Annotated in this window: 19 protein-coding genes and 1 pseudogene; 12 read left to right on the top strand and 8 right to left on the bottom strand. The window is 58.6% G+C overall.

The features are described from left to right. Positions 1–30: 30 nt before the first annotated feature. The 6 genes from aceE to IFT65_RS17555 all read left to right on the top strand — a co-directional run bounded on the left by aceE (position 31) and on the right by IFT65_RS17555 (position 6,574). The gene (aceE, locus tag IFT65_RS17580; RefSeq protein WP_188325890.1) at positions 31–2,718 is read left to right on the top strand and encodes a pyruvate dehydrogenase (acetyl-transferring), homodimeric type; all 2,688 of its coding nucleotides are present in this window, start codon (positions 31–33) and stop codon (positions 2,716–2,718) included. Between the two features lie 54 nt (positions 2,719–2,772). Then, complete coding sequence (locus IFT65_RS17575; RefSeq protein ID WP_192082714.1) at positions 2,773–3,636, top strand: DUF4231 domain-containing protein; 864 nt, start codon at positions 2,773–2,775, stop codon at positions 3,634–3,636. 17 nt (positions 3,637–3,653) lie between these two features. Further along, positions 3,654–4,121: a TIR domain-containing protein gene (locus tag IFT65_RS17570; RefSeq protein WP_192082713.1), complete on the top strand. Its 468-nt coding sequence runs from the start codon at positions 3,654–3,656 to the stop codon at positions 4,119–4,121. Further along, on the top strand, positions 4,118–4,729 hold the full coding sequence (locus IFT65_RS17565; RefSeq protein WP_192082712.1) for a hypothetical protein: 612 nt from the start codon (positions 4,118–4,120) through the stop codon (positions 4,727–4,729). The genes IFT65_RS17570 and IFT65_RS17565 overlap by 4 nt, the downstream gene beginning before the upstream one ends. Then, a complete protein-coding gene (locus IFT65_RS17560) occupies positions 4,726–5,997 on the top strand; it encodes a MazG nucleotide pyrophosphohydrolase domain-containing protein (RefSeq protein ID WP_192082711.1) in 1,272 nt (423 codons plus the stop codon). Before IFT65_RS17565 ends, IFT65_RS17560 begins: the two co-directional genes overlap by 4 nt. 64 nt (positions 5,998–6,061) lie before the next feature. Beyond that, a complete protein-coding gene (locus IFT65_RS17555) occupies positions 6,062–6,574 on the top strand; it encodes a uracil-DNA glycosylase (RefSeq protein ID WP_197974186.1) in 513 nt (170 codons plus the stop codon). A 362-nt stretch (positions 6,575–6,936) separates the two neighbouring features. On the opposite strand, the gene IFT65_RS18505 is transcribed toward IFT65_RS17555, so the two are convergent. Continuing rightward, the gene (locus IFT65_RS18505) at positions 6,937–7,824 is read right to left on the bottom strand and encodes an HNH endonuclease signature motif containing protein (RefSeq protein WP_197974185.1); all 888 of its coding nucleotides are present in this window, start codon (positions 7,822–7,824) and stop codon (positions 6,937–6,939) included. Positions 7,825–8,325: 501 nt separating this feature from the next. Beyond that, positions 8,326–8,535, bottom strand: a complete 210-nt coding sequence (locus tag IFT65_RS17545) for a hypothetical protein (RefSeq protein WP_192082709.1) — start codon at positions 8,533–8,535, stop codon at positions 8,326–8,328. A gap of 132 nt (positions 8,536–8,667) precedes the next feature. Between IFT65_RS17545 and IFT65_RS17540 the strand changes: the two genes are divergently transcribed. Then, positions 8,668–9,330 (top strand): hypothetical protein, encoded by a 663-nt coding sequence (locus IFT65_RS17540; protein WP_192082708.1) that lies wholly within the window; start codon positions 8,668–8,670, stop codon positions 9,328–9,330. 11 nt (positions 9,331–9,341) lie between these two features. Here IFT65_RS17540 and IFT65_RS17535 read toward each other — a convergent pair whose 3' ends face one another. The 5 genes from IFT65_RS17535 to IFT65_RS17515 all read right to left on the bottom strand — a co-directional run bounded on the left by IFT65_RS17535 (position 9,342) and on the right by IFT65_RS17515 (position 14,404). Further along, positions 9,342–10,778 carry an XVIPCD domain-containing protein gene (locus IFT65_RS17535; RefSeq protein WP_192082707.1) on the bottom strand — a complete coding sequence of 479 codons (1,437 nt, stop codon included), beginning with the start codon at positions 10,776–10,778 and terminating at the stop codon, positions 9,342–9,344. Then, a complete protein-coding gene (locus IFT65_RS17530) occupies positions 10,775–11,569 on the bottom strand; it encodes a hypothetical protein (RefSeq protein WP_192082706.1) in 795 nt (264 codons plus the stop codon). The genes IFT65_RS17535 and IFT65_RS17530 overlap by 4 nt, the downstream gene beginning before the upstream one ends. Positions 11,570–11,631: 62 nt before the next feature. Next, entirely contained in the window at positions 11,632–12,498 is an 867-nt protein-coding gene (locus IFT65_RS17525; RefSeq protein WP_192082705.1) for a hypothetical protein, read from the bottom strand. Positions 12,499–12,606: 108 nt separating this feature from the next. Beyond that, positions 12,607–13,470 carry a hypothetical protein gene (locus IFT65_RS17520; protein WP_192082702.1) on the bottom strand — a complete coding sequence of 288 codons (864 nt, stop codon included), beginning with the start codon at positions 13,468–13,470 and terminating at the stop codon, positions 12,607–12,609. 178 nt (positions 13,471–13,648) lie between these two features. Beyond that, positions 13,649–14,404, bottom strand: coding sequence for a hypothetical protein (locus IFT65_RS17515; protein WP_249405210.1), 756 nt, complete (start codon positions 14,402–14,404; stop codon positions 13,649–13,651). Between the two features lie 254 nt (positions 14,405–14,658). Here IFT65_RS17515 and IFT65_RS17510 point away from each other — a divergent pair, with 254 nt between their 5' ends. Together IFT65_RS17510 and IFT65_RS17505 are read left to right on the top strand one after the other, a co-directional pair. After that, entirely contained in the window at positions 14,659–15,312 is a 654-nt protein-coding gene (locus IFT65_RS17510; RefSeq protein ID WP_192082698.1) for a DUF1629 domain-containing protein, read from the top strand. A gap of 327 nt (positions 15,313–15,639) precedes the next feature. Then, positions 15,640–16,281 (top strand): DUF1629 domain-containing protein, encoded by a 642-nt coding sequence (locus IFT65_RS17505; protein WP_192082696.1) that lies wholly within the window; start codon positions 15,640–15,642, stop codon positions 16,279–16,281. 16 nt (positions 16,282–16,297) lie between these two features. Here IFT65_RS17505 and IFT65_RS17500 read toward each other — a convergent pair whose 3' ends face one another. Further along, positions 16,298–16,636, bottom strand: a complete 339-nt coding sequence (locus IFT65_RS17500; RefSeq protein ID WP_192082694.1) for a hypothetical protein — start codon at positions 16,634–16,636, stop codon at positions 16,298–16,300. A 234-nt stretch (positions 16,637–16,870) separates the two neighbouring features. On the opposite strand from IFT65_RS17500, the pseudogene IFT65_RS17495 reads away from it, so the two are divergent. The 3 genes and pseudogenes from IFT65_RS17495 to IFT65_RS17485 all read left to right on the top strand — a co-directional run. Continuing rightward, positions 16,871–17,496: pseudogene (locus IFT65_RS17495) on the top strand (hypothetical protein); the annotation flags it as partial. 9 nt (positions 17,497–17,505) lie between these two features. After that, entirely contained in the window at positions 17,506–18,141 is a 636-nt protein-coding gene (locus IFT65_RS17490; protein WP_192082692.1) for a DUF1629 domain-containing protein, read from the top strand. A gap of 101 nt (positions 18,142–18,242) precedes the next feature. After that, a complete protein-coding gene (locus IFT65_RS17485; protein WP_192082746.1) occupies positions 18,243–18,839 on the top strand; it encodes a DUF1629 domain-containing protein in 597 nt (198 codons plus the stop codon). The last annotated feature ends 175 nt before the right edge of the window (positions 18,840–19,014 follow it).

Below are 19,014 nucleotides of genomic sequence, written 5' to 3'. Positions count from 1 at the left end.
GCGCGCGTGCGTGCGGTAATGGGAGCGCTAATGAACTGGTTGAACGAGCTGCTGAACAACGACCCGAACCCGGTGGAAAGCCAGGAGTGGATCGAGTCGTTGAAGGCCGTGATTGATGTCGAGGGCCCCGAGCGCGCGCATCAACTGTTGGAAGGCATGGTGGAGCTGACCCGTCGTTCGGGTGCGTACCTGCCGTTCTCTCCCACCACCGAATACGTGAACACCATCGCGCCGAACCTGGAGGCCAAGAGCCCGGGCGACGCCGATCTGGAATGGCGCATCCGTTCGATCATCCGCTGGAATGCGATGGCCACCGTGGTGCGTGCCAACCGCAAGCCGGGCGACCTGGGCGGCCACATCGCCAGCTTCGCCTCCGGCGCGACGCTGTATGACGTCGGCTTCAACCACTTCTGGCGCGCCCCGAGCGACAACCATCCGGGCGACCTGCTGTTCATCCAGGGCCACAGCGCCCCGGGTATCTATGCGCGTTCTTATCTGGAAGGCCGCATCGACGAAGCGCAGCTGGACAAGTTCCGCATGGAAGTGGACGGCGGTGGCCTTTCGAGCTATCCGCATCCGTGGCTGATGCCCGATTACTGGCAGACCCCGACCGTGTCGATGGGCCTGGGCCCGCTCGCCGCGATCTATCAGGCGCAGTTCCTGCGTTACCTGGAAAACCGTGGCCTGATCGAAAAGTCCGACCGCAAGGTGTGGTGCTTCATCGGCGATGGCGAGAGCGACGAGCCGGAAACCCTGGGCGCGATCGCGCTGGCCGGCCGCGAAGGCCTGGACAACCTGATCTTCGTGGTGAACTGCAACCTGCAGCGCCTGGACGGCCCGGTGCGCGGCAACGGCAAGATCATCCAGGAACTGGAAGGTGTCTTCCGTGGCGGTGGCTGGAATGTCATCAAGCTGCTGTGGGGCGGTTACTGGGATGCCCTGCTGGCCAAGGACACCGATGGCGTCCTGAAGAAGCTGATGATGGAAACCGTCGACGGCGAATACCAGAACTGCAAGGCCTTCGGTGGCGCGTATACCCGCGAGCATTTCTTCGGCAAGTACCCGGAAACCGCTGCGATGGTGTCCGGTCTGTCCGACGATGACATCTGGCGCTTGAACCGTGGTGGCCACGACCCGCACAAGGTGTTTGCCGCCTACCACCAGGCCGTGAACACCAAGGGCATGCCGACCGTGATCCTGGCCAAGACGGTCAAGGGCTACGGCATGGGCAGCGCCGGCGAGGCACTGAACCCGACCCACCAGACCAAGAAGCTGGACGACGAAGCGGTGCGCCACTTCCGCGACCGTTTCAACATTCCGGTGACCGACGAGCAGCTGAAGGACGGCCAGGTGCCGTTCTATCACCCCGGCCCGGATTCGCCGGAAGTGAAGTACCTGCAGGAACGCCGTTCCGCGCTGGGCGGCTACCTGCCGCAGCGTCGCCGCAAGGCCAGCAAGAGCTTCAACGCACCGAAGCTGGAAACCTACGAGCGCCTGCTGAAGAGCAGTGGCGAGCGTTCGTACTCCACCACGATGGCCTTCGTGCAGAGCTTGAACATCACCCTGCGTGACAAGGAACTGGGTCCGCACATCGTGCCGATCGTGGCCGATGAGGCCCGTACGTTCGGTATGGAAGGCCTGTTCCGCCAGATCGGCATCTACGCCCCGTTCGGCCAGAAGTACAAGCCGGTGGATGCGGACCAGCTGATGTTCTACCGCGAAGACCAGAGCGGCCAGGTGCTGCAGCAAGGCATCAGCGAGCCGGGTGCGATCGCCTCGTGGATGGCCGCCGGTACCAGCTATTCGGTCAGCAACGTGCCGATGCTGCCGTTCTACATCTATTACTCGATGTTCGGCTTCCAGCGCGTGGGCGACATCGCGTGGCAGGCAGCGGACATGCGGACGCGTGGCTTCCTGCTGGGCGGCACCGCCGGCCGCACCACGCTGAACGGTGAAGGCCTGCAGCACGAAGATGGCCACAGCCATCTGGCTGCCGGTGGCATCCCGAACGTGCGCAGCTATGACCCGACCTTCGGTTACGAAGTGACGGTGATCCTGCAGCACGGCACCAAGGCGATGATGGAAGATCAGATTGATGAGTACTACTACATCACCCTGATGAACGAAAACTACACCCACCCGGAAATGCCGGAAGGTGCGGCCGAAGGCATCGTCAAGGGCATGTACCTGCTGACCGACGCCGGCAAGCCGAAGAAGAACGAGCTGCGCGTGCAGCTGCTGGGTTCGGGCACGATCCTGCGCGAAGCGATTGCTGCGGCCGAGCTGCTGGACAAGGACTTCGGCGTTACCGCCGATATCTGGAGCTGCCCGAGCTTCAACGAACTGCGTCGCGATGGTTTCGATGCAGAGCGTTACAACCGCATGCACCCGGAAGGCGAACAGCGCAAGGCGTACGTGACCGAGCTGCTGGAAGGCCGCCAGGGTCCGGTGGTTGCGGCGACCGACTACGTGCGGGCGTATGCGGACCAGATCCGTGCGTTCATCCCGGGGCACTACACCGTGCTGGGTACGGATGGGTTTGGTCGTTCGGATACGCGTGCGAACCTGCGTCGTTTCTTCGAGGTTGACCGGTATTACATCGCGCATGCGGCGATTGCGGCGCTGGCTAAGGAAGGGAAGATGACGGGTAAGGATGTGGCCCGGGCGATCAAGCAGTACAAGATTGATGTGGAGAAGTCGAACCCTGTTGGGGTTTGATCGGCAAGAGGGGCGGCAATCGCCGCCCCTCTTTACATTGACGAGGGGGCTAGGATGCGCACTGAAGAGTTTCCCGCTCTATACAGGTCTGCAGATGACCTCGCGGCCTGCGAGCAGGGTCGGTTCTTCAATCTGTTGAAGGCCAATCTCGCGCTGCTGTTGCTCGGCGCCGCTCTGTCTATCGGCTCGATGGACCATTGGGCTGTTGCGCTGCTCCAGGCCATCGCGCTACTGATGGCGCTAGTCATTTCGGTAGCCCTCTATAGCACCCGAGCGGACCGTATCTGGTACGCCGCCCGTGCACTTGCAGAGTCCATCAAGACACTGACGTGGCGATTCGTTTCGCGCGCTGAGCCTTTCGATGACGCCGACGATGCTGCTGAAAAAATACTTCAAGCCAGACTAAGGGCAACCCTCAACCAGAACAGAGAACTGGCTGGCCGATTCTTGATGAATCTGGATGGGCGGCAGATTACCGATCAAATGCGGAAGCGTCGTGGCGATCAGCTTGAAGTTCGGATGGAAACTTATCGAATACACCGAATTTCCGATCAGAGAGCTTGGTATGCTGAAAAGGCCAGAGAAAATGCTCGGCGGAGCAAGCGCTTCTTTATGGTAGTTGTGCTTGCAAATGGTCTGGCGGTTGTATCGGCACTCTTGAAGATTAAGTATCCATTATTTCACTACTGGCCAACCGAGCTGCTTGTGACGCTAGCCTCGGGGGTTCTGGCCTATACCCAATCTAAGAGATTTTCCGAGCTCGCCGCTTCTTATGCGCTCACAGCGCATGAAATTGGCATGGTTGAGGAGCAGTTAGTGAAGGTAAGTGGCGAGCACGAGTTCTCGCTGTTCGTCGGTGACGCTGAGAATGCATTCTCTAGAGAGCACACTCAGTGGGAGGCAAGAAAGGACGTCTAATTACTCAGGGGATGGATATGAAATCAAGGAACGTTTTCGTTAGCCATATTCAAGAAGATGAGTCTCACATTGAAAGGCTCTATGATCTTCTCAAGCGATCTGGGCTTGAGTGCCGAGACTCTTCAATCACTTCCGCGACACCAAACAATGCGGAAGACGAGCGCTACATAAAGTATGACGTCATCGCTCCTCAGATTTCCTGGGCCGGCATCGTGGTAGTGCTTATAACGCCTCAGACGCTGAGTAGTGAATGGGTCAATTGGGAAATCGAGCACGCAAACTCGCTCGGAAAGCGCATCGTCGGGATTTGGGTTCATGGAAATGAAGGTTGTGATCTCCCAGACGCATTGACCAAGTATGCCGACTCAGTAGTTGGCTGGAACTCAGAAAGGATCGTTGCTGCAATTAATGGTGAGGACTCATGGGAATGTCCGGATAGCTCTTCCATGGAGCCGCGTGACATCAAGAGGATCAAGTGCCAATGAGCCGCCTCTACAGTTACGTTGTTGTGCGCGACTATGGGTTCGCCCCGAATCCGTTCTCAGGAACCTGTACCCTAGCCGCGTGCAAGCCAAAGATTCGCGCAAAGGCTCAGAGTGGAGACTGGGTCATCGGGGTTGGGGCAATGTCAACCGGTCGAGCGGGAAATCTCATCTATGCGATGAAAGTGGGGGAAGGTCTAACGTTTGACCAGTACTGGCGCGATTCGAGATTCATTGTGAAGCGGCCAGCTATCAACGGAAGCCTCAAGCGTGCTTATGGCGACAACATCTATCACAAGGAGGCCGGTGTCTGGCTACAGGCCGACTCCCATCACAGCTTTGTTGGTGGGAGGCCAAACGGTGAAAATCTAAGGAGGGATGTCAGCGCGGACCGTGTGCTGGTCGCGGAAGAGTTCTATTACTTTGGCGATCAAGCAGTGCAGGTGCCCATGCGTGCCCGAAAACTTGGGAGGCATGATCTTTGTCGGCCAGGGCGCGGTCACATCGTGAACATTCCGGAAGCATTAAGAGACGAGTTTCTTCATTGGCTTACGCGGAGCTATTCCCCAGGTATCCATGGCCAGCCGGCTAACTGGAAGGGGGAGATATGAGTAGCGTCCGTCTGAGTAGTCCGCTCAAAATAGAGGACTACCTTGAGTCCGTCACCACGTCTAATCAGTTCGCTGGATCAGCAGAACAGCTCTTCACGCTTAAGCTTGGGCTCTTTGGCGAGGTGGGTGAGCTGTATGCGGGAATCAAGAAAGCGCGTCGTGATGCGCTGACCGACGCAGAAGCGAGAGTTGCAGCTGAGGAAGTCGGCGATGCCCTTTGGTACCTGCTAGCCATCGCGCTCCACCAAAACGTCGACGCGAAGGCACTGGTTGCGTCAGCGCTGAAAGAGATCGCCAAGATCCTAAATGTGAGCGCTCCCCGGCGTAGTACGGCCCAAGCAAGTTTCAGGCAGATTGTCGGTTTTGTTAATGCACATGCTTCACCAGGAGCTATAAAGGAGGTTGAGGCCTTTCAACGACTTGCCGCTCGAGTCGGTCTGTTGGTGTCTTCTCCGCGCTCTCAGGCAGGTCAATTGGCTGAAGTCTTGGCAGATCTTGCGCTACTGGCACATGCTCTCAGTCTAGATCTCGAGGAGATTGCTGCCGAGAACATTGCCAAGACCAACGCAAGATGGCCGAAAGGCGCTGGTGCCGTAACTCCGTTGTTCGACTCCTCTTGCAAACCTGGTGAGCAGCTGCCGAGGAAGCTCTGGGTCAGATTCGAAGAGAAGAGGGTGAAGGATGTTGCCTACGTTTACATCTCGGTCAATGGAATAAATGTTGGTGACCGACTTACAGACAACAGCCATGAGCCCGATGACTATAGGTTTCACGACGTATTTCATCTGGCATACGCTGCCTATCTGGGATGGTCTCCCGTCCTTCGCGCATTGCTGAAGAAGAAGCGAAAATCCAGTGATGTTTTGGATGAAAACGAAGATGGGGCTCGTGCAATAATAACCGAGGAGGGAATCTCGACATGGATGTTCAATGTGGCACGTGAACATCTATTCTTGAACGTAACGCAGGATAAGTTCCCCTATGCCCTGCTCAAGCAAATTCGAGCATTGGTCAAAGGTTACGAGGTGGATAAATGCCAACCTTGGGAGTGGGCTCGCGCAATCCTGAAAGGATTTGAGGTGTTCAGGCAGCTTAAGAAAGCTCGGGGCGGCTATGTCGTCGCCGACTTGGATGCGAGAGAAATAACGTATAAAGGTCTCAAGGAAATAAATGAGCGCATCGAGTATAAAGAAATTCGTCGAAAGCCTCGCAAGAGTAAAGCTACCAAACGTGTTCAACCCATACGCGGACGTGTGCCCCTCATATGATCAATCGGCTGCAAGCCCGCTGATCAGGAGGGCGCTCCTGCAACGCTACTTGGAGTCGGTCCGAATGATCGATTCTCGCGTCATGTGGATGGGCAGGGACCTGGGGTATCGCGGAGGGCGACGCACCGGCGTCGCCCTCACCGACGAGGCCCACCTTGGAGAGCTAGGTGAGGTGTATGGGATCGGCACGCCTGCGCGCTCAACCTGCGGCCCTATTGTCGCCGAGCGAACGGCTACAGAGGTTTGGTCGGTGCTTCGTTGCATCGACACACCGCCCATGCTTTGGAACGTATTTCCGTTTCATCCATTTGAACAGGGTGATCAACTGACCAACAGAAAGTTCAGTCCACATGAATTCAGCGTTGCGCAGGATTTGAACGCAGAACTGATCCGGGTTCTAAGGGTTCAAAAGATTGTCGCGATTGGGCAGGATGCGGGAGCGTACGCCGCACGTCTGGGTATTGAGATCGATCAAGTGCGGCACCCTAGTTACGGTGGTGTCGCTGACTTCCGTGCAGGTATGTCACGGATCTATGGTCTTGGTTCACTCTCGCGGCAGGGGCTTCTTGAGATCTAGCAGAGAAGTTGCGATAGCACTAAGGGTAGCGAAAACTAAGAGGTTTTTAGTCAAACCGGCATTTTGACAGGCGAGCGCAATTCTTGTGTCCGTCATCCGACGTCCACCGGCTTGAGCAGTGGGCGGGTTTAGAGTCCGGTGCCGATGCTTCTCCACGCCCAATCTCCTTGTCATTGAGGAGTGGAGTCCCAACCGCTTGGCTACTCAATCTCGGGGGACGTCGATTGTACAGTCAATCTATCCAGCGTTGCGATGAAGAAAGATAGCTGGGGCACCTGCTTCTAAGCCCGCCAATTCTCAGGCCCGGGGGCGTCACATCGGTGAACGCCGACGAGGCTTCGTGGCTAACACGCCAGATGGCTTTATCGCGGGAGCCGCTCGAATACAAAGGTGCGGTGAAACCTTAGAAAGTCAAGTTGTCTTTCGGAGAAGGTGCCACGTCCAATAGATGTATCCAAGTTCAGACCGAGCCGACCATCTACATCGGAGGGTAGAACCTTCGAAACGAGTAGGCGACCGCTCGACGAAAAGCTAATCCAGCCGCGATCAAACAGCAGGTCCGCATGCGGAGCCAGCAAGAGACCGTTCTCCCCGTCAACGCGCTCGCTATGAGTACTATCTGCCCACGGTTTGATATGGCTCGCGCGAAGGAACCTTAGGTCCTCGATGCCGGTCAGTCGGCAGCCTTTCTCATAGCCAATCAGGCGCTCGCGGAAAAGGCGCTGCTTCGTCCGCAATTCGGTTTCACGCCTTGCGGTGGTCGCGCCGACTACATCGAATGCAGTATCGATTTCAGCTTGTTTCGTCTCACTTGCCGCGAGGCCCAGTGAAGTTTCCAGCGATCTCAAGCGGAACACGATGGCAGATCTTGGCTGCCCTTCTCGATCTGGCGTGTCAGGTTGAACGTAAGAGGACTGGCAGATGAACCTGCCAAGGAACCGGCAGGGCCGCCCCTTCCCCATCATCTGAAACAGCACGAGCGCCTTCCTTTCCTTGACGTGCTCGCCAATCGCTCGATTGCCCGCCACATACTTCATGTCTCCGACTTGACCCTCTCCGAAGTAATGAAAGACTTCGTCGTCGTCCCAGAAATCATGATAGCCATGAGATGCACCGGCCTCGCCAGTGAACGCGATGACTAGCGGATGCTCCTTAGGTGTCGAAATTCCACCTTGCTGTTGCCCGCCAAACACCCCATGGATCTGCTTTTGACGGTTGTAGAGCGCGCCCACCTCGAATGGGAGTTCCATCCTAGATCCCTGTCCCAGAAGCTAAGTACCTAGGATTCTAGCCAGAACCAGGTTTGTTGTGTCATCAGATGACGCGAGTGGCTGCCGAGACAGGGTGCAGCCGCGCGGGTCGAGGGCAGCTATTCCCAGGTAGGCTTAAATTACTACTGCGTCTCTCTGGTGAGCCCCTTCCGTCTTTCCAGCGTTGTAGCTCTGTTGCATCGTTGCAACCGCAGATGTCGTGACGACCAGCAGAGTTGGCCTAGAGTTGTCCAGGAATAGGGCAGGATCCCCTCGCACGCTCAAATCAAAGAAACGTGTTCTGGAATCATGCTTTTCAATGGCGACGCCCGCCGCCAGGGCCATGGCACGTCTAGCGTCCGGCAGAATCAGAACGCGGTTCAGTGCCAGGGCGGTGTTCAAAGGGGCATGCATGGTTTCCATTCCGATGCGCTACCAGCATAGCGGCCATCCCTTGGTATCGATTGCCTTGAATGCCGGCGTACCGGGCTGCTGCGCGGTTCACACAGGCGCGCCCGGGCGCGGCCAGAGCGCATTGTCGCGCTCCAGGTCGTAGTCGCTGCCGAAGGCAAGCGCCGCCTCGCGCGGTGGCAGATCTGCGTAGCAGGCCAACTGATGCTCATCCATGCCGGCATCGCTATGGTCGTTGGCGAACAGGTGGAGAAGCTCTTTGTCGAAGGCCTCCATCCATGCGACGTTGATCTTGGTCATGGTCATCCTCCAGTGGGAGAGGGGAGGATGGGGCGGAGCTGCCTCAACGCGTGGGACCAGTCCCGCATGCACCCTGTCGGATAGCGCCCTTCGCTGGATATGCTCCACGCGCAGATATCAGGAGTCATCGTCATGGAAGACCTGCTCAACCGATCCGCGCTGCTCAGCCAGGCGCTCCTCTCCACCGTGGATCATCCTGCCGCGAATCATTCCACGAGGCTGCTGGCCTCAGTGAATGCAGCGTTGCTGAGCCTCGAACACGCAGAAGCCCTTCGTACGCTGATGGCGGCGGGCATGGCGTCTTCGGCGGTAGCGTTGTTCCGCTGCCAGTACGAGGCGTTCACGAGGTCGGTATGGATTCTGCACTGTGCAATCGATGAGCAGGTTGAGTTGCTCTCCCGGCCGCCGGAGGCCGGAATGAGCGAGAAGGGACTGCCGATGCTGTCGAAGATGTTGGAGGCATTCGCACAGGTCCCTTTTCTGGACAACCTGCTGCCGCACCTCATCGAACTGAAAGCGTATGGCTGGTCATCATTGAACTCATTCGTGCACGCAGGGGCGCACGCATTGTGCCGGAGCCGCGATGGTTTCCCAACGCCCCTGGCGATCAACGTCGTCCGCCTTAGCAACAATATGTCGATGCTGGCGGGGCAGCACCTCGCCATCCTCACTGGTATTCCGGATCTGCAGAAGGAAGTCCTCCGGCTCAATGAGACGTATGCCGGGTGTCTTCTGTTCGAAGAAGAGAAACGCCGGGCCATCGAGGCGGCTTCACTGTCAGGGCAGTCGAGCTAGTTGATGGTTGTCTACATCGACGGCAAGGAAGCACGCTGCTGTTGCTCCTGCGTACGCTGCGTTTCTGCCGCCTGCTCGTGCGCTTGGCGCTGCCCGATTGCCTCCACCTGGCTCAGACTCTCCTGCACCGGCCGCTGGGCGGCATCCGCCGTTGGCATGTGCGTACGTAGTGCGGCAGGGTCGGACATGTCACCCTGAACCACGAAGATGTTCTGTGCTGCAGGTGAAACTGCAGTTTGCTTGCTCAGCAACACATGGTCTGCGCGGGTGATGCCCGCATCCTTGGCGCTGGCCAGCAGGCTGGCCGACATGCGCTCGCTGGTTTCGTCGAAGGTGCGGCCATTGGCCTTGTCGAGTATTTCGACCTTGCTGCGGATCTCGTTAAGTAATGTTTGATCGCTTGGGCCCAGTCCTGATGCCGTGGGGGGCGCGTCGCCCACGGCACGGTCTGACTTGTCCCGCGGCTTCTGCGTGAGATCGGCAGTGTTGTTCAGCTCGATTCGACCGTACCCTTCCTTGCCGAGATCGATGATGGGAAACACCCTGGCGTTGCCGAGGTCCAATCCATTGCGTTCAAGCTGGCGAGGGTCCAAGCCCAGCTCGTGCAGGTCCACCCGGATCTCCGCAGGGGGCCTGCCGCGCCAGAGCCCTTCGTAGCCTTGTGCGATAGAGGAAATTGGTGAGGTACCGTAGTAGTTCCGGTAATCCGAATCGCCGTTGCGGCCCAGCGTCCCCGAGCCATCGTAGAAGCATCTTTCTACTGCGGGCGTCAGTCTTGGGCCATCTTGGTAGGGTCCCGTCGTCAGATCTTCGTAACCAATTCCCGCTGCCAGTTGAGGGGCGTGACCAGATCGGTCGATGCATCGCGAGGTGGAATCCTGGGCAAGCAGCCGTTCGAGTTCGGCCTCTGATGCATCAGGCGATAGGTTCCTGTTGCGACTGTTGAGAGCTCGCAGGCCGCTGATCTCAGCCAAAGCCTCTTCTCTGCGTCCGCCATCGAGGTACTTGCGTACCGGCTCGGTCAAGTCAACACGCTCGTCATAGTCCCGGTAGGCCTGCGTCATTGCCTTGCCGTAGGCAAGGTTGAAGTCAGCCAGCGCATCCTGCCGGAAAGAGGTCAGCACACCATGCATGCCTTCGTGGCCCAGCACTTCCGTAATCAGGCCAAGGCGCGCGTTCCCGCTCCACTCGGTGAAGTTGGTGGCGCTGACGTACACAGTGCCTGGCTGGCCGTTCTGACCGGCTTCGAAGTGCCCGCCGTTATGTTCGCCATAGGAGACTCCGATCGCACCAATCTGCTTTTCAGAGGCAGCGTTGCCCAGAAGTGCATGCAGATACGGAGATTCCGCTATGGCCTGCCGAATAACGTGCTCAGCGCCCTTGGGAAGTCGAGGGTCTTGGGGCAGTTGAGAAAGCAGCGCCTCTACACGCGCATCCATGTCCTTCATGGTACATCTCCTGAAAATCGCACCTCGTAAACGCAGACTTTCGGCGACGGGGCGCCCGTGGAGTAGGTCAGCAGGTCGGCGTAAAACACTGTGCTGCCATCGGAAGAGGTGCGGCGGTACTGCTGCAGGCGGCCTCTCTGGTAAGCACGCTCGCCGCCTCGCTCATATCCGCTCGCTGCCAAGGCCTCTCCTGCAGTCGATGCAGCCCAGAAGCAGGGAGCTTGCGGGTCCTCCGTGAGCGCCTTCTTGCCGGGCCTGTAAATGGAAACGCCATGGTAGGGCGCCTTCATGCTTCGCGTAGGGCTCCCGTAGCTGGCATAGAACGCGTAGCCATCCGCCATGGGCTGATCCTTTGCTTCCCCGCCAGCCCTTCCTTCTTCGACCGGTGTCAGAGTGATCTCCATGGCTCGGCAAAACTTTTCTTCCGAGGCATCAGAGGGCTCATGCAAGGAGGCCGCGTAGGCGACAAGACGTTGCTGCAGTTCGCTTGCACTGAGCGTGCGCACAGCTGCCGGGCCGTTTGATGGCGCGCCCGCCTCTGGCTGAGACGGTGCGCTGATGGCAGTCACGTCGGACGCTGGAGCACATGCGGGCAGTACCGCGAGCAGGGCCGACAATCCTACGGCCATGAGGGCGTGAGCTGATCGTGCCGCTGTGCGGTGGGGCATCGACGTGAGCCGCGCGAAGAGCAGGGTAGGCAGGCCATTAGCCCAAGAACGTCCAACGTACATAAGCGCGTCCATTTCGATGGCCACTCCTTCATCAATGTCCATTGGGGCCAGTCTGCTCATCGTTCATCTTTGAAGTTCGATTGCGGCTTGAACGCATAACAGCGCACCAGCTCATAGCTGTGTTAACGAACCTTGTGACGGGAAAGTACGTCCCGCGCCGCATCTTCGATGGATCTCCAGTCCTTCAGCAGGACGCTGGGATAGAAAAGGGTCACCGATAGGCTGTCAGTTTGGTCCACAAGATAGTGGGAACAACTGGCAACCATCTCTGCACCATCGGATACCAGCGCTGCGCCTTTGATCTCCAGACCTTGGCGACCGTTCTGGGGCTGATCACACTTGATGAAAGTTGACAGTGTGTCGCCGCTGGAGCGGGCGACGTACCAGTCATCCTCGGTCCTGACGTTACGGACAGGTGGATTGCCTCGCTGTGCCAAGTAAGCCTTGGAATAGGCCGTCATCCGGTCCTCATCGATGACGTACGGGGTAAGCCCGAACTGCTCAGGCGCAGGCCTGCGCATGTCCAATCGATTACGAGGGTCTTGCCGCTCGATTGAACCATCTTCGGTCTTGGATTCCGTACTGGTTCTCCGTTGCAGCAAATCGTCGATGGGCACTGCACCTACGTGATCAATGGACATGCTGATCGCACGGTGATGATCGGACATTGAGCGCGTAGAGCGTGTCCCTGGAGGCGCGGCATCAAGCTCCGGCCACATCAACGTCAACCCGACCCCTCCGCCGATAGCAGGGCCGATCTGGTCATCGTAGTAGTTGGCGGGGAACGCGAACCGATGTGGTCCGATCTTGGCCTCAACGGGCTTGGTCGTATAGGTGTACCCATCAACGGTGCGGCTCTCGGCCGGATTCTCAGTCATGGCAGCTTCCTTTTCAGCCTTCTCAGACGATGGTCCCTTGGCGCATGCCGTTGTGTTGAGCCCCACGGCCAGTGCCAAGGCAAAGCGTCGACTGGGTGACAAGACACTCATGGGACCAATCCTTTGTGGGTCATCGCTCGGATTGTAGGGGCCGCAGCGTCAAGGACTCGGTAAGCGATCACGGTTCCTATCGTAAAGGCTGTTGGCAACCAAGCCGCGTCAACTCACCTTGTAGCGTGCCAACGCGGCGCGCAGGTCGCTCTCCATCCGCTTCCAATCCGCCAGCACGGCCCTGCTATAGTTCATCCGGATGGCAAGGCTGTCCGGCACATCCACGAAATAATGAGTGCATGCGGCGACTCTGCCGGTCTGCTGGGAGACCAACCGATTACCCTCAATAGTGAGTCCATCGGCCATGCGCTTTCTGCTGTCGCATTTGATGAACGTTTCAATGGGGCCGCCTGCCGCTTGTGAGATGTACCAGTCGTCAGAGTTCAGCGAATCGCCTTTGTAAGGCAGCCCCGTCTCCTGCTCGAAAGCCGCGGCGAAGGCCGGGATCTTTGCTTCATCAATCAGGTAGGGCGTAAGGCCCATGGTCGGCTCACCTGCCACTCGTTGATCCAATCGACGCAGCGGATCCCGTGTCGAAAGGGAGCCCTCAGCGGTCGTGGGGTCCGTGGTCGTCAACCGCTCAAGCAACTCTCCGATGGGAGTCTTATCGACATGATCGATCGATACGACGACGCTGCGATACTGGTCCTCCATAGAGCGATCAGTCCGCGATCCCGGCTGCGCGGCTTCCATTGATGGCCACAGGAAGGTCAGTCCTACGCCGCCCCCAACCGCGGGGCCGATCTGGTCATCGTAGTAGTTCGCAGGAAAAGCGAATCGGTGCGGGCCAATGCGCGCTTCTACGGGATGTGTCGTGTAGGTATACCCGTCCACGGTACGGCTCTCAGCGGAATTTTCGGTCATGGCAGCTTCCTTTTCAGCCTTGTCAGACGATGGTCCCTGGGCGCACGCCGTATTGAGGGCCGCGGCCAATGCCAGGGCAATGCACCGAATGGGTGACAGGACACTCATGGGACCAATCCTTTGTGGGTCATCGGCCGGATTGTAGAGCCCGCTCCGTCAACGATTCGGTAAGCAGTCACGCTTCGTACCTCACGCTCGAGGGCAGCTCACGTCAGCGCTTGGCAACTTCAGAAATTCTTGTATTCGTGATCGGTATCGTCGCCAAGCGCATTAAGGGCTGACTGAATCAGCGGATTCGGTACCTAGCCAACACTACCCGCGCTGCATCCTCAATGGACTTCCAATCCTTGAGCAGCACGCGCGGATAGCGGATCGTCATCGAGAGACTGTCTGGAATATCGACCAAGTCGTGCGTACAGCTGGCAACCTCGGGTGCGGCGTCGGGAACCAACAGCTCACCCTCAATGACCAGCCCGCTAAGACCGTCCAGTGGACGGTCGCACCGGATGAGCGTGGTGAGCTCATCATTCCCGGAGCGGGCGACATACCACTCCTTCTCCGTTCGCGGATTCCTCACTGGCGCCTCGCCACGTTGCTTCGAGTACGCTTGGGCGTAGGCTTTCATTCTCGTTTCATCAATGGCGTACGGGACGAGGCCGAACTGCGGCGTGCCGGGAGCCCGTAGGTCCAGCCGCCGTCGGGGGTCTGTACGCTCGATCGCCCTCTCTTCGGTTGTCGCCTCGGTACTGGCCATGCGCTGCAGCAGCCCCGATACCGGGACCTTGTCCACGTAGTTGATCGAGACGCTGATAGCGCGGTAGTGATCCGCCATGGAGCGGGTAGGGCGCGTGCCCGGTGGGGCCGCCTGCAGGCTTGGCCACATGAGGGTAAGTCCAAGGCCGCCGCCGATGGCAGGGCCAATCTGGTCATCGTAGTAGTTGGCAGGGAACGCGAACCGGTGCGGTCCGATGCGTGCCTCAACGGGCAGTGTCGTGTATGTGTACCCATCCAAGGTGAGGCTCTCGGCTGTGTTCTCTGACATGGCAGCTTCCCTTTCACCCTTCTCAGTGGTGGGGGCCTTGGCGCAGGCCGTAGTGATCAGGGCAGCGGCCATTGCCAGGGCGAGGCATCGGCTTGGTGCACTGACACTCATGAAGCCATTCCCTCGCTCTTGATCGGTCGAACTATAAAAGCAGCTCCGTCAACATTCCGGTAGCCAGTCACGCGTCCACGCCATGCCGGCGACCACGGGGTGCCTCGAGACCTGCGCGCCGCCGCATTGATAGGATGTCTCTTATGGTACCCATCATCAAGAATCAGCCGAAGGCCGGCGAGTTCTTCAAGCTCCGCCCCGATGCAGCTAGAGGTGGGAAGGGCCACGGCGTTGTCTTTACGAACGAAGACGCCTTGCTGACGCCGCCACGGATCATCCTTCAGCCGGAGGGCGGCGGGTTTCCATTGCTTCGTGAAACCCCGCTGCTCATCTACCGCCCTCAAGAGGGTGTACCACCGCAAGATTTGGAGGGCGGACTCAGCGGCTACTGGCTCGTCTCGGAACGGCTGCGCAGAGTGATAGAAACGGTCGATTCGGGTGCTTTCGCCTTCGCTGCCGTTGACTATCGGCTGGAGGATGGATCAAAAGGGCCCACCTACTTCCTCTGCGACGTTGCGCGGACGCTCGATGCTCTGGATGAGGAGAGCTCGCAACTAAAAATCATCATCAGCGACGACTACGAGGCCGGCAAGTATTACCGACTTACCGGTGATGTCAGGCTTGCGTTCAAGCGCGAGGTCCTCGGTTCCGCGCATGTGTTCAAGCTTCCGTTCCACGGTGGCGTCTTCTGCGATCGCTTCTTCAAGGAGGCCGTCGAGGCCGCAGGTATCGTCACAGCTAGAGCCTCAAACGGCGTTTGGTTCGAAGACGTCGTCAACTGCCGTCGGCAAGGTTGAATCCAGCCAGCGTGACATGCCCTCGTGGCGCATTACTACCGCAATCGGGCCAAAACACGCGTTCCCGCTCCACTCGATGAAGTCGGTATCCCTGACGCACACAGCGCTGGCTGGGAGTTCTGACTTGCTTCGAAGTGCCCGCCGTCTTCATGGCCCATCTCCTGAGAATCGCACTTCATGAACGCAGACGTCTGGCGACGCGGCGCCCATGGAGTAGGTCGGCAGGTCGGCGTAGAACACCATTCTGAATGCTGGAAATGGCTCCGCCGATCAGGTTAGCCTGCAATGGCTCAACACCCTCGCCGCTAAAAGGATTGGACGAATATCATGGCAATCATCGCCAAGAATCAGCCGAAGGCCGGGGAATTCTTTCAGCTACGGCCGGATGACCTTCGTGGCGGGAAAGGACACGGGGTCGTCTTTGAGAACGAGCAGGCCCTATTGACGCCGCCACGTATCATCCTGCAGCCCAAGACGGGTGGTTTTCCGCCGCTGCGCGAGACCCCGCGCTTGGTCTATCACACTCGCGAGGGAGTGCCGCCCGAGGATCTGGAAGGCGGGATGAGCGGCTACTGGCTGGTCTCAGAGCGCTTACGTCAGGTGATGGAGGCGGTTGATCTTGATGCGTTTGTCTTCGCGGAAACCGATTATCGCTTGGCTGACGGCTCGAAGGGACCCACCTACTTCCTCTGCGATGTGATGCGCACCGTAGATGCCCTCGACGAGGACGCCTCCACTCTCGACCTCGTGATCAGTGACGATTTTGAAGAAGGTAAGTACTACGGTCTTACCGGTGAGGTTCGTTTGGCCTTCAAACGGGATGTGCTGGGTTCGGCGCACGTGTTCAGATTGCCGTTCCATGGCGGGGTCTTCTGCGACCGGACATTCAAGGACGCCGTAGAGGATGCAGGCATTCTCACCGCGAAGAAATCGAACGGTCTTTGGTTCTACGACATGGTCAACCGTTAAGCCGGGAACACAGGTTTCAGGAAGGAACCTGAATAGTGAGCTTCTTACGGACTGGCAAGGCAGGTGACAGCGAGGCGCCGTCTGACATCGGAGAAGACTGACCCCCTGCAACACGCGAGTCTGCCAGCGCCCGATGCTTGCCCACCTGGTATCCGCCCCACACAGTTGCCATGCCAAGGCACGCGAGGATGATGCCCACTTGCCAGCGCGTATCACGCAGGCCGGATGCGCCCAAAAGAATCATTGCGAAGCCAATGAAACTCACGTGGTAGGCGATGGCCAGCATCAGGAAAAGCAGGCCGAGAAGTAGCAGGACAAGGCTTAGTTTGCTACGACGGTCTGGCGTATCCAGCATGGTGTTCCTCCTTGAAATCACTGACGCTGTAGAACCGGTGCGATCGGTTGGCAGCAGACGCAGCGGCAACAGTGCGACATTACGTTGGCCTGCCTCTGTCTCTTGTCCAACATTACCGCGTGCCGGCCCGGTGTGCACCCTTCTGCCAGCTCCGCCCCCTGACCCTGCGGTGTCACGCACGTCCCACGAGGATTGCTTATAGTCAGCCACAATCTCGCAATGGGTAGGCCAACAATGCGCCTGATGTCTTCCTGCCGCTTGCTGGGATGTGCTCTCGTCGTCGCGCTGAGCGTGGGTGCCTGCGCTAGACCGCCGTCCGCCGAAGACAGTGGGAATGCCGCCAAGTCGGACGTCCCCCATACCGGTCGCACCATCGACAGCCACACCTACACTGATGCACCGGTGGGCGCGAAGCTGGGCCCGAATACCTTCCGTGTTCCGGCCAACTACCTCGACAGCCAGATCGCGCCTCGGCCGGGCGGTGGCGTGTCGCTGGTGATCGAGTGACCGGATATGACGCCGACGGACACTGGTGCCGGGCGAATCCGCGAACCAATGATTTCCGGAAGGAGATCTCGGTGGTCATCAACTATGTAGATCGGGCGCCCATTGAGCGCATGCTGGAAAGATATTCCTCCAACGATTCCATCACCGAGGACGGCTCCGTAGAAGAACAGGATCCGTGGGATCGCCTCGATCTGCGCAGGGCGGAACCTGAGGTGATGGGACTTACCCCGTATGCTATCGACGAATCAAGGATGGCCGCCTACGCCAGAACGTACGAGGGCGCCTACGGTAAGGCGCCGGTTCGCAACGCTGCCTTTGAGGGCGACTGGTACGTGTCTCGGCGCACTGATGGAGAATAGACAGTGAACCAGGCTCAGCCGCAACTCGGGGAATTCTTCCTGTTGCAACCTGACACGACCCGCGGTGGTCGCGGTCACGGAGTAGTCTTCGAGAACGTCAAGACGCTGCGGACACTACCGCGAATGATCCTACGCCCGGCCAGCGGCGGCTTCCCGTCATTGAGCGAAGCACCGCGACTCGTGCACTCGCCAGAAGAGGGTGGCCCGCCGCAAGACCTTGAGGGTGGGATCAGCGGCTACTGGATGGTTTCGGAAAGACTCCAGCGGGTCCTCTCGCAGGTAGATCCAGCTGGCTTCGCGTTCGTTGCGGCTGACTATCGCCTCAGTGACGGTAAGAAGGGTCCGTCCTATTACTTGTGTGACGTCATCCGCGAGCTTGATGCGCTGGATGAAGCGTCTTCGAAGCTGACTATCGAACGGAGCGACGAGTTCCCTGCTGGTAAGTTCTATGACCTGACCGGCGGCAGCAGTCTGGTATTTCGAAAAGATGCCGTGGGCGCGGCACATGTGTTCAGGACCCCGTACTCGGGTCGCCTCGTCTTCTGTGATCGCCATCTGCGCGATGCCATCATGGGCGCAGGCATGGGGACAGAAAAGGAAACATATGGCGTATGGTTTACCGATGCGGCAGATATTTGAAGTCGCAGAGTCCACGCTGTAGCAAGGTCCATACGCCAGTAGAGGAGACCGACCGCATGAAGCGAAAAGGCACGCACCCGTCTGCTGAAGGCGTGTTCTTCATGTTCGGGCCAGAATCAGAAAGCAACAGACGTTTTCGCGGTGCGCGCCTTGAGAACATCCAGCAACTTCAGACAGCCCCACGACTGATCCTACGGCCAGATGCGGGGGGATTTCCGCCACTCAGCGAAGTGCCGCGTGTGGTATTCGATCCGTCTGAAGGACCTGTGCCTCGAGACATGGAAGGCGGCTTCAGTGGTTACTGGCTGGTGTCTGAGCGGCTCCAGCGGGCGATGTCAGCAATAGATTCTGAAGCGTTTGCCTTCGTTGAATGCGAAGTTCGCCTGGCCGACGGATCAGCCGGACCGCGCCGTTTTTTGTGCGATGTCGTGCGGGAGGTGGACGCGCTGGACGAAGAGGCATCCCAGCTCAGGATCAAGGTCGATGATGACTACGTCCGGGGCAAGTTCTACTCCTTGGGAGGTGGGGCGAGGCTCGTGTTCAAGCGCGACGCGCTGGCGGGTGTGCATGTGTTCTTGACGCCGTTCAACCCTTCCCCGTTCTGCGACAGAAACTTCCGAAGTGCTGTCCAAGCCGCTGGTATCTCGATGGACGCAGGAGTGAGTGGCATCTCCTTCGTGGATGTGACTGATATCTGATTCACCAACGCGGTCGGAAGCAGGCCGCCACTTGGCCACCTGCGCCAAGGCGCAAGACAGAGCAAATTGTTCGAGTAGCTACAGGAGAACAGTCCCGGCTGACGCTCTTCGTCGCCAGCGTGTCCATACCATCCATAAGTCATTGGGTACATGGCCGAATCTGGAAAAGTGACAA

This window comes from Stenotrophomonas sp. CFBP 13725 (assembly GCF_014841935.1).
Taxonomy (GTDB): domain Bacteria; phylum Pseudomonadota; class Gammaproteobacteria; order Xanthomonadales; family Xanthomonadaceae; genus Stenotrophomonas.
This window is presented reverse-complemented; position numbering and strand designations above follow the sequence as displayed.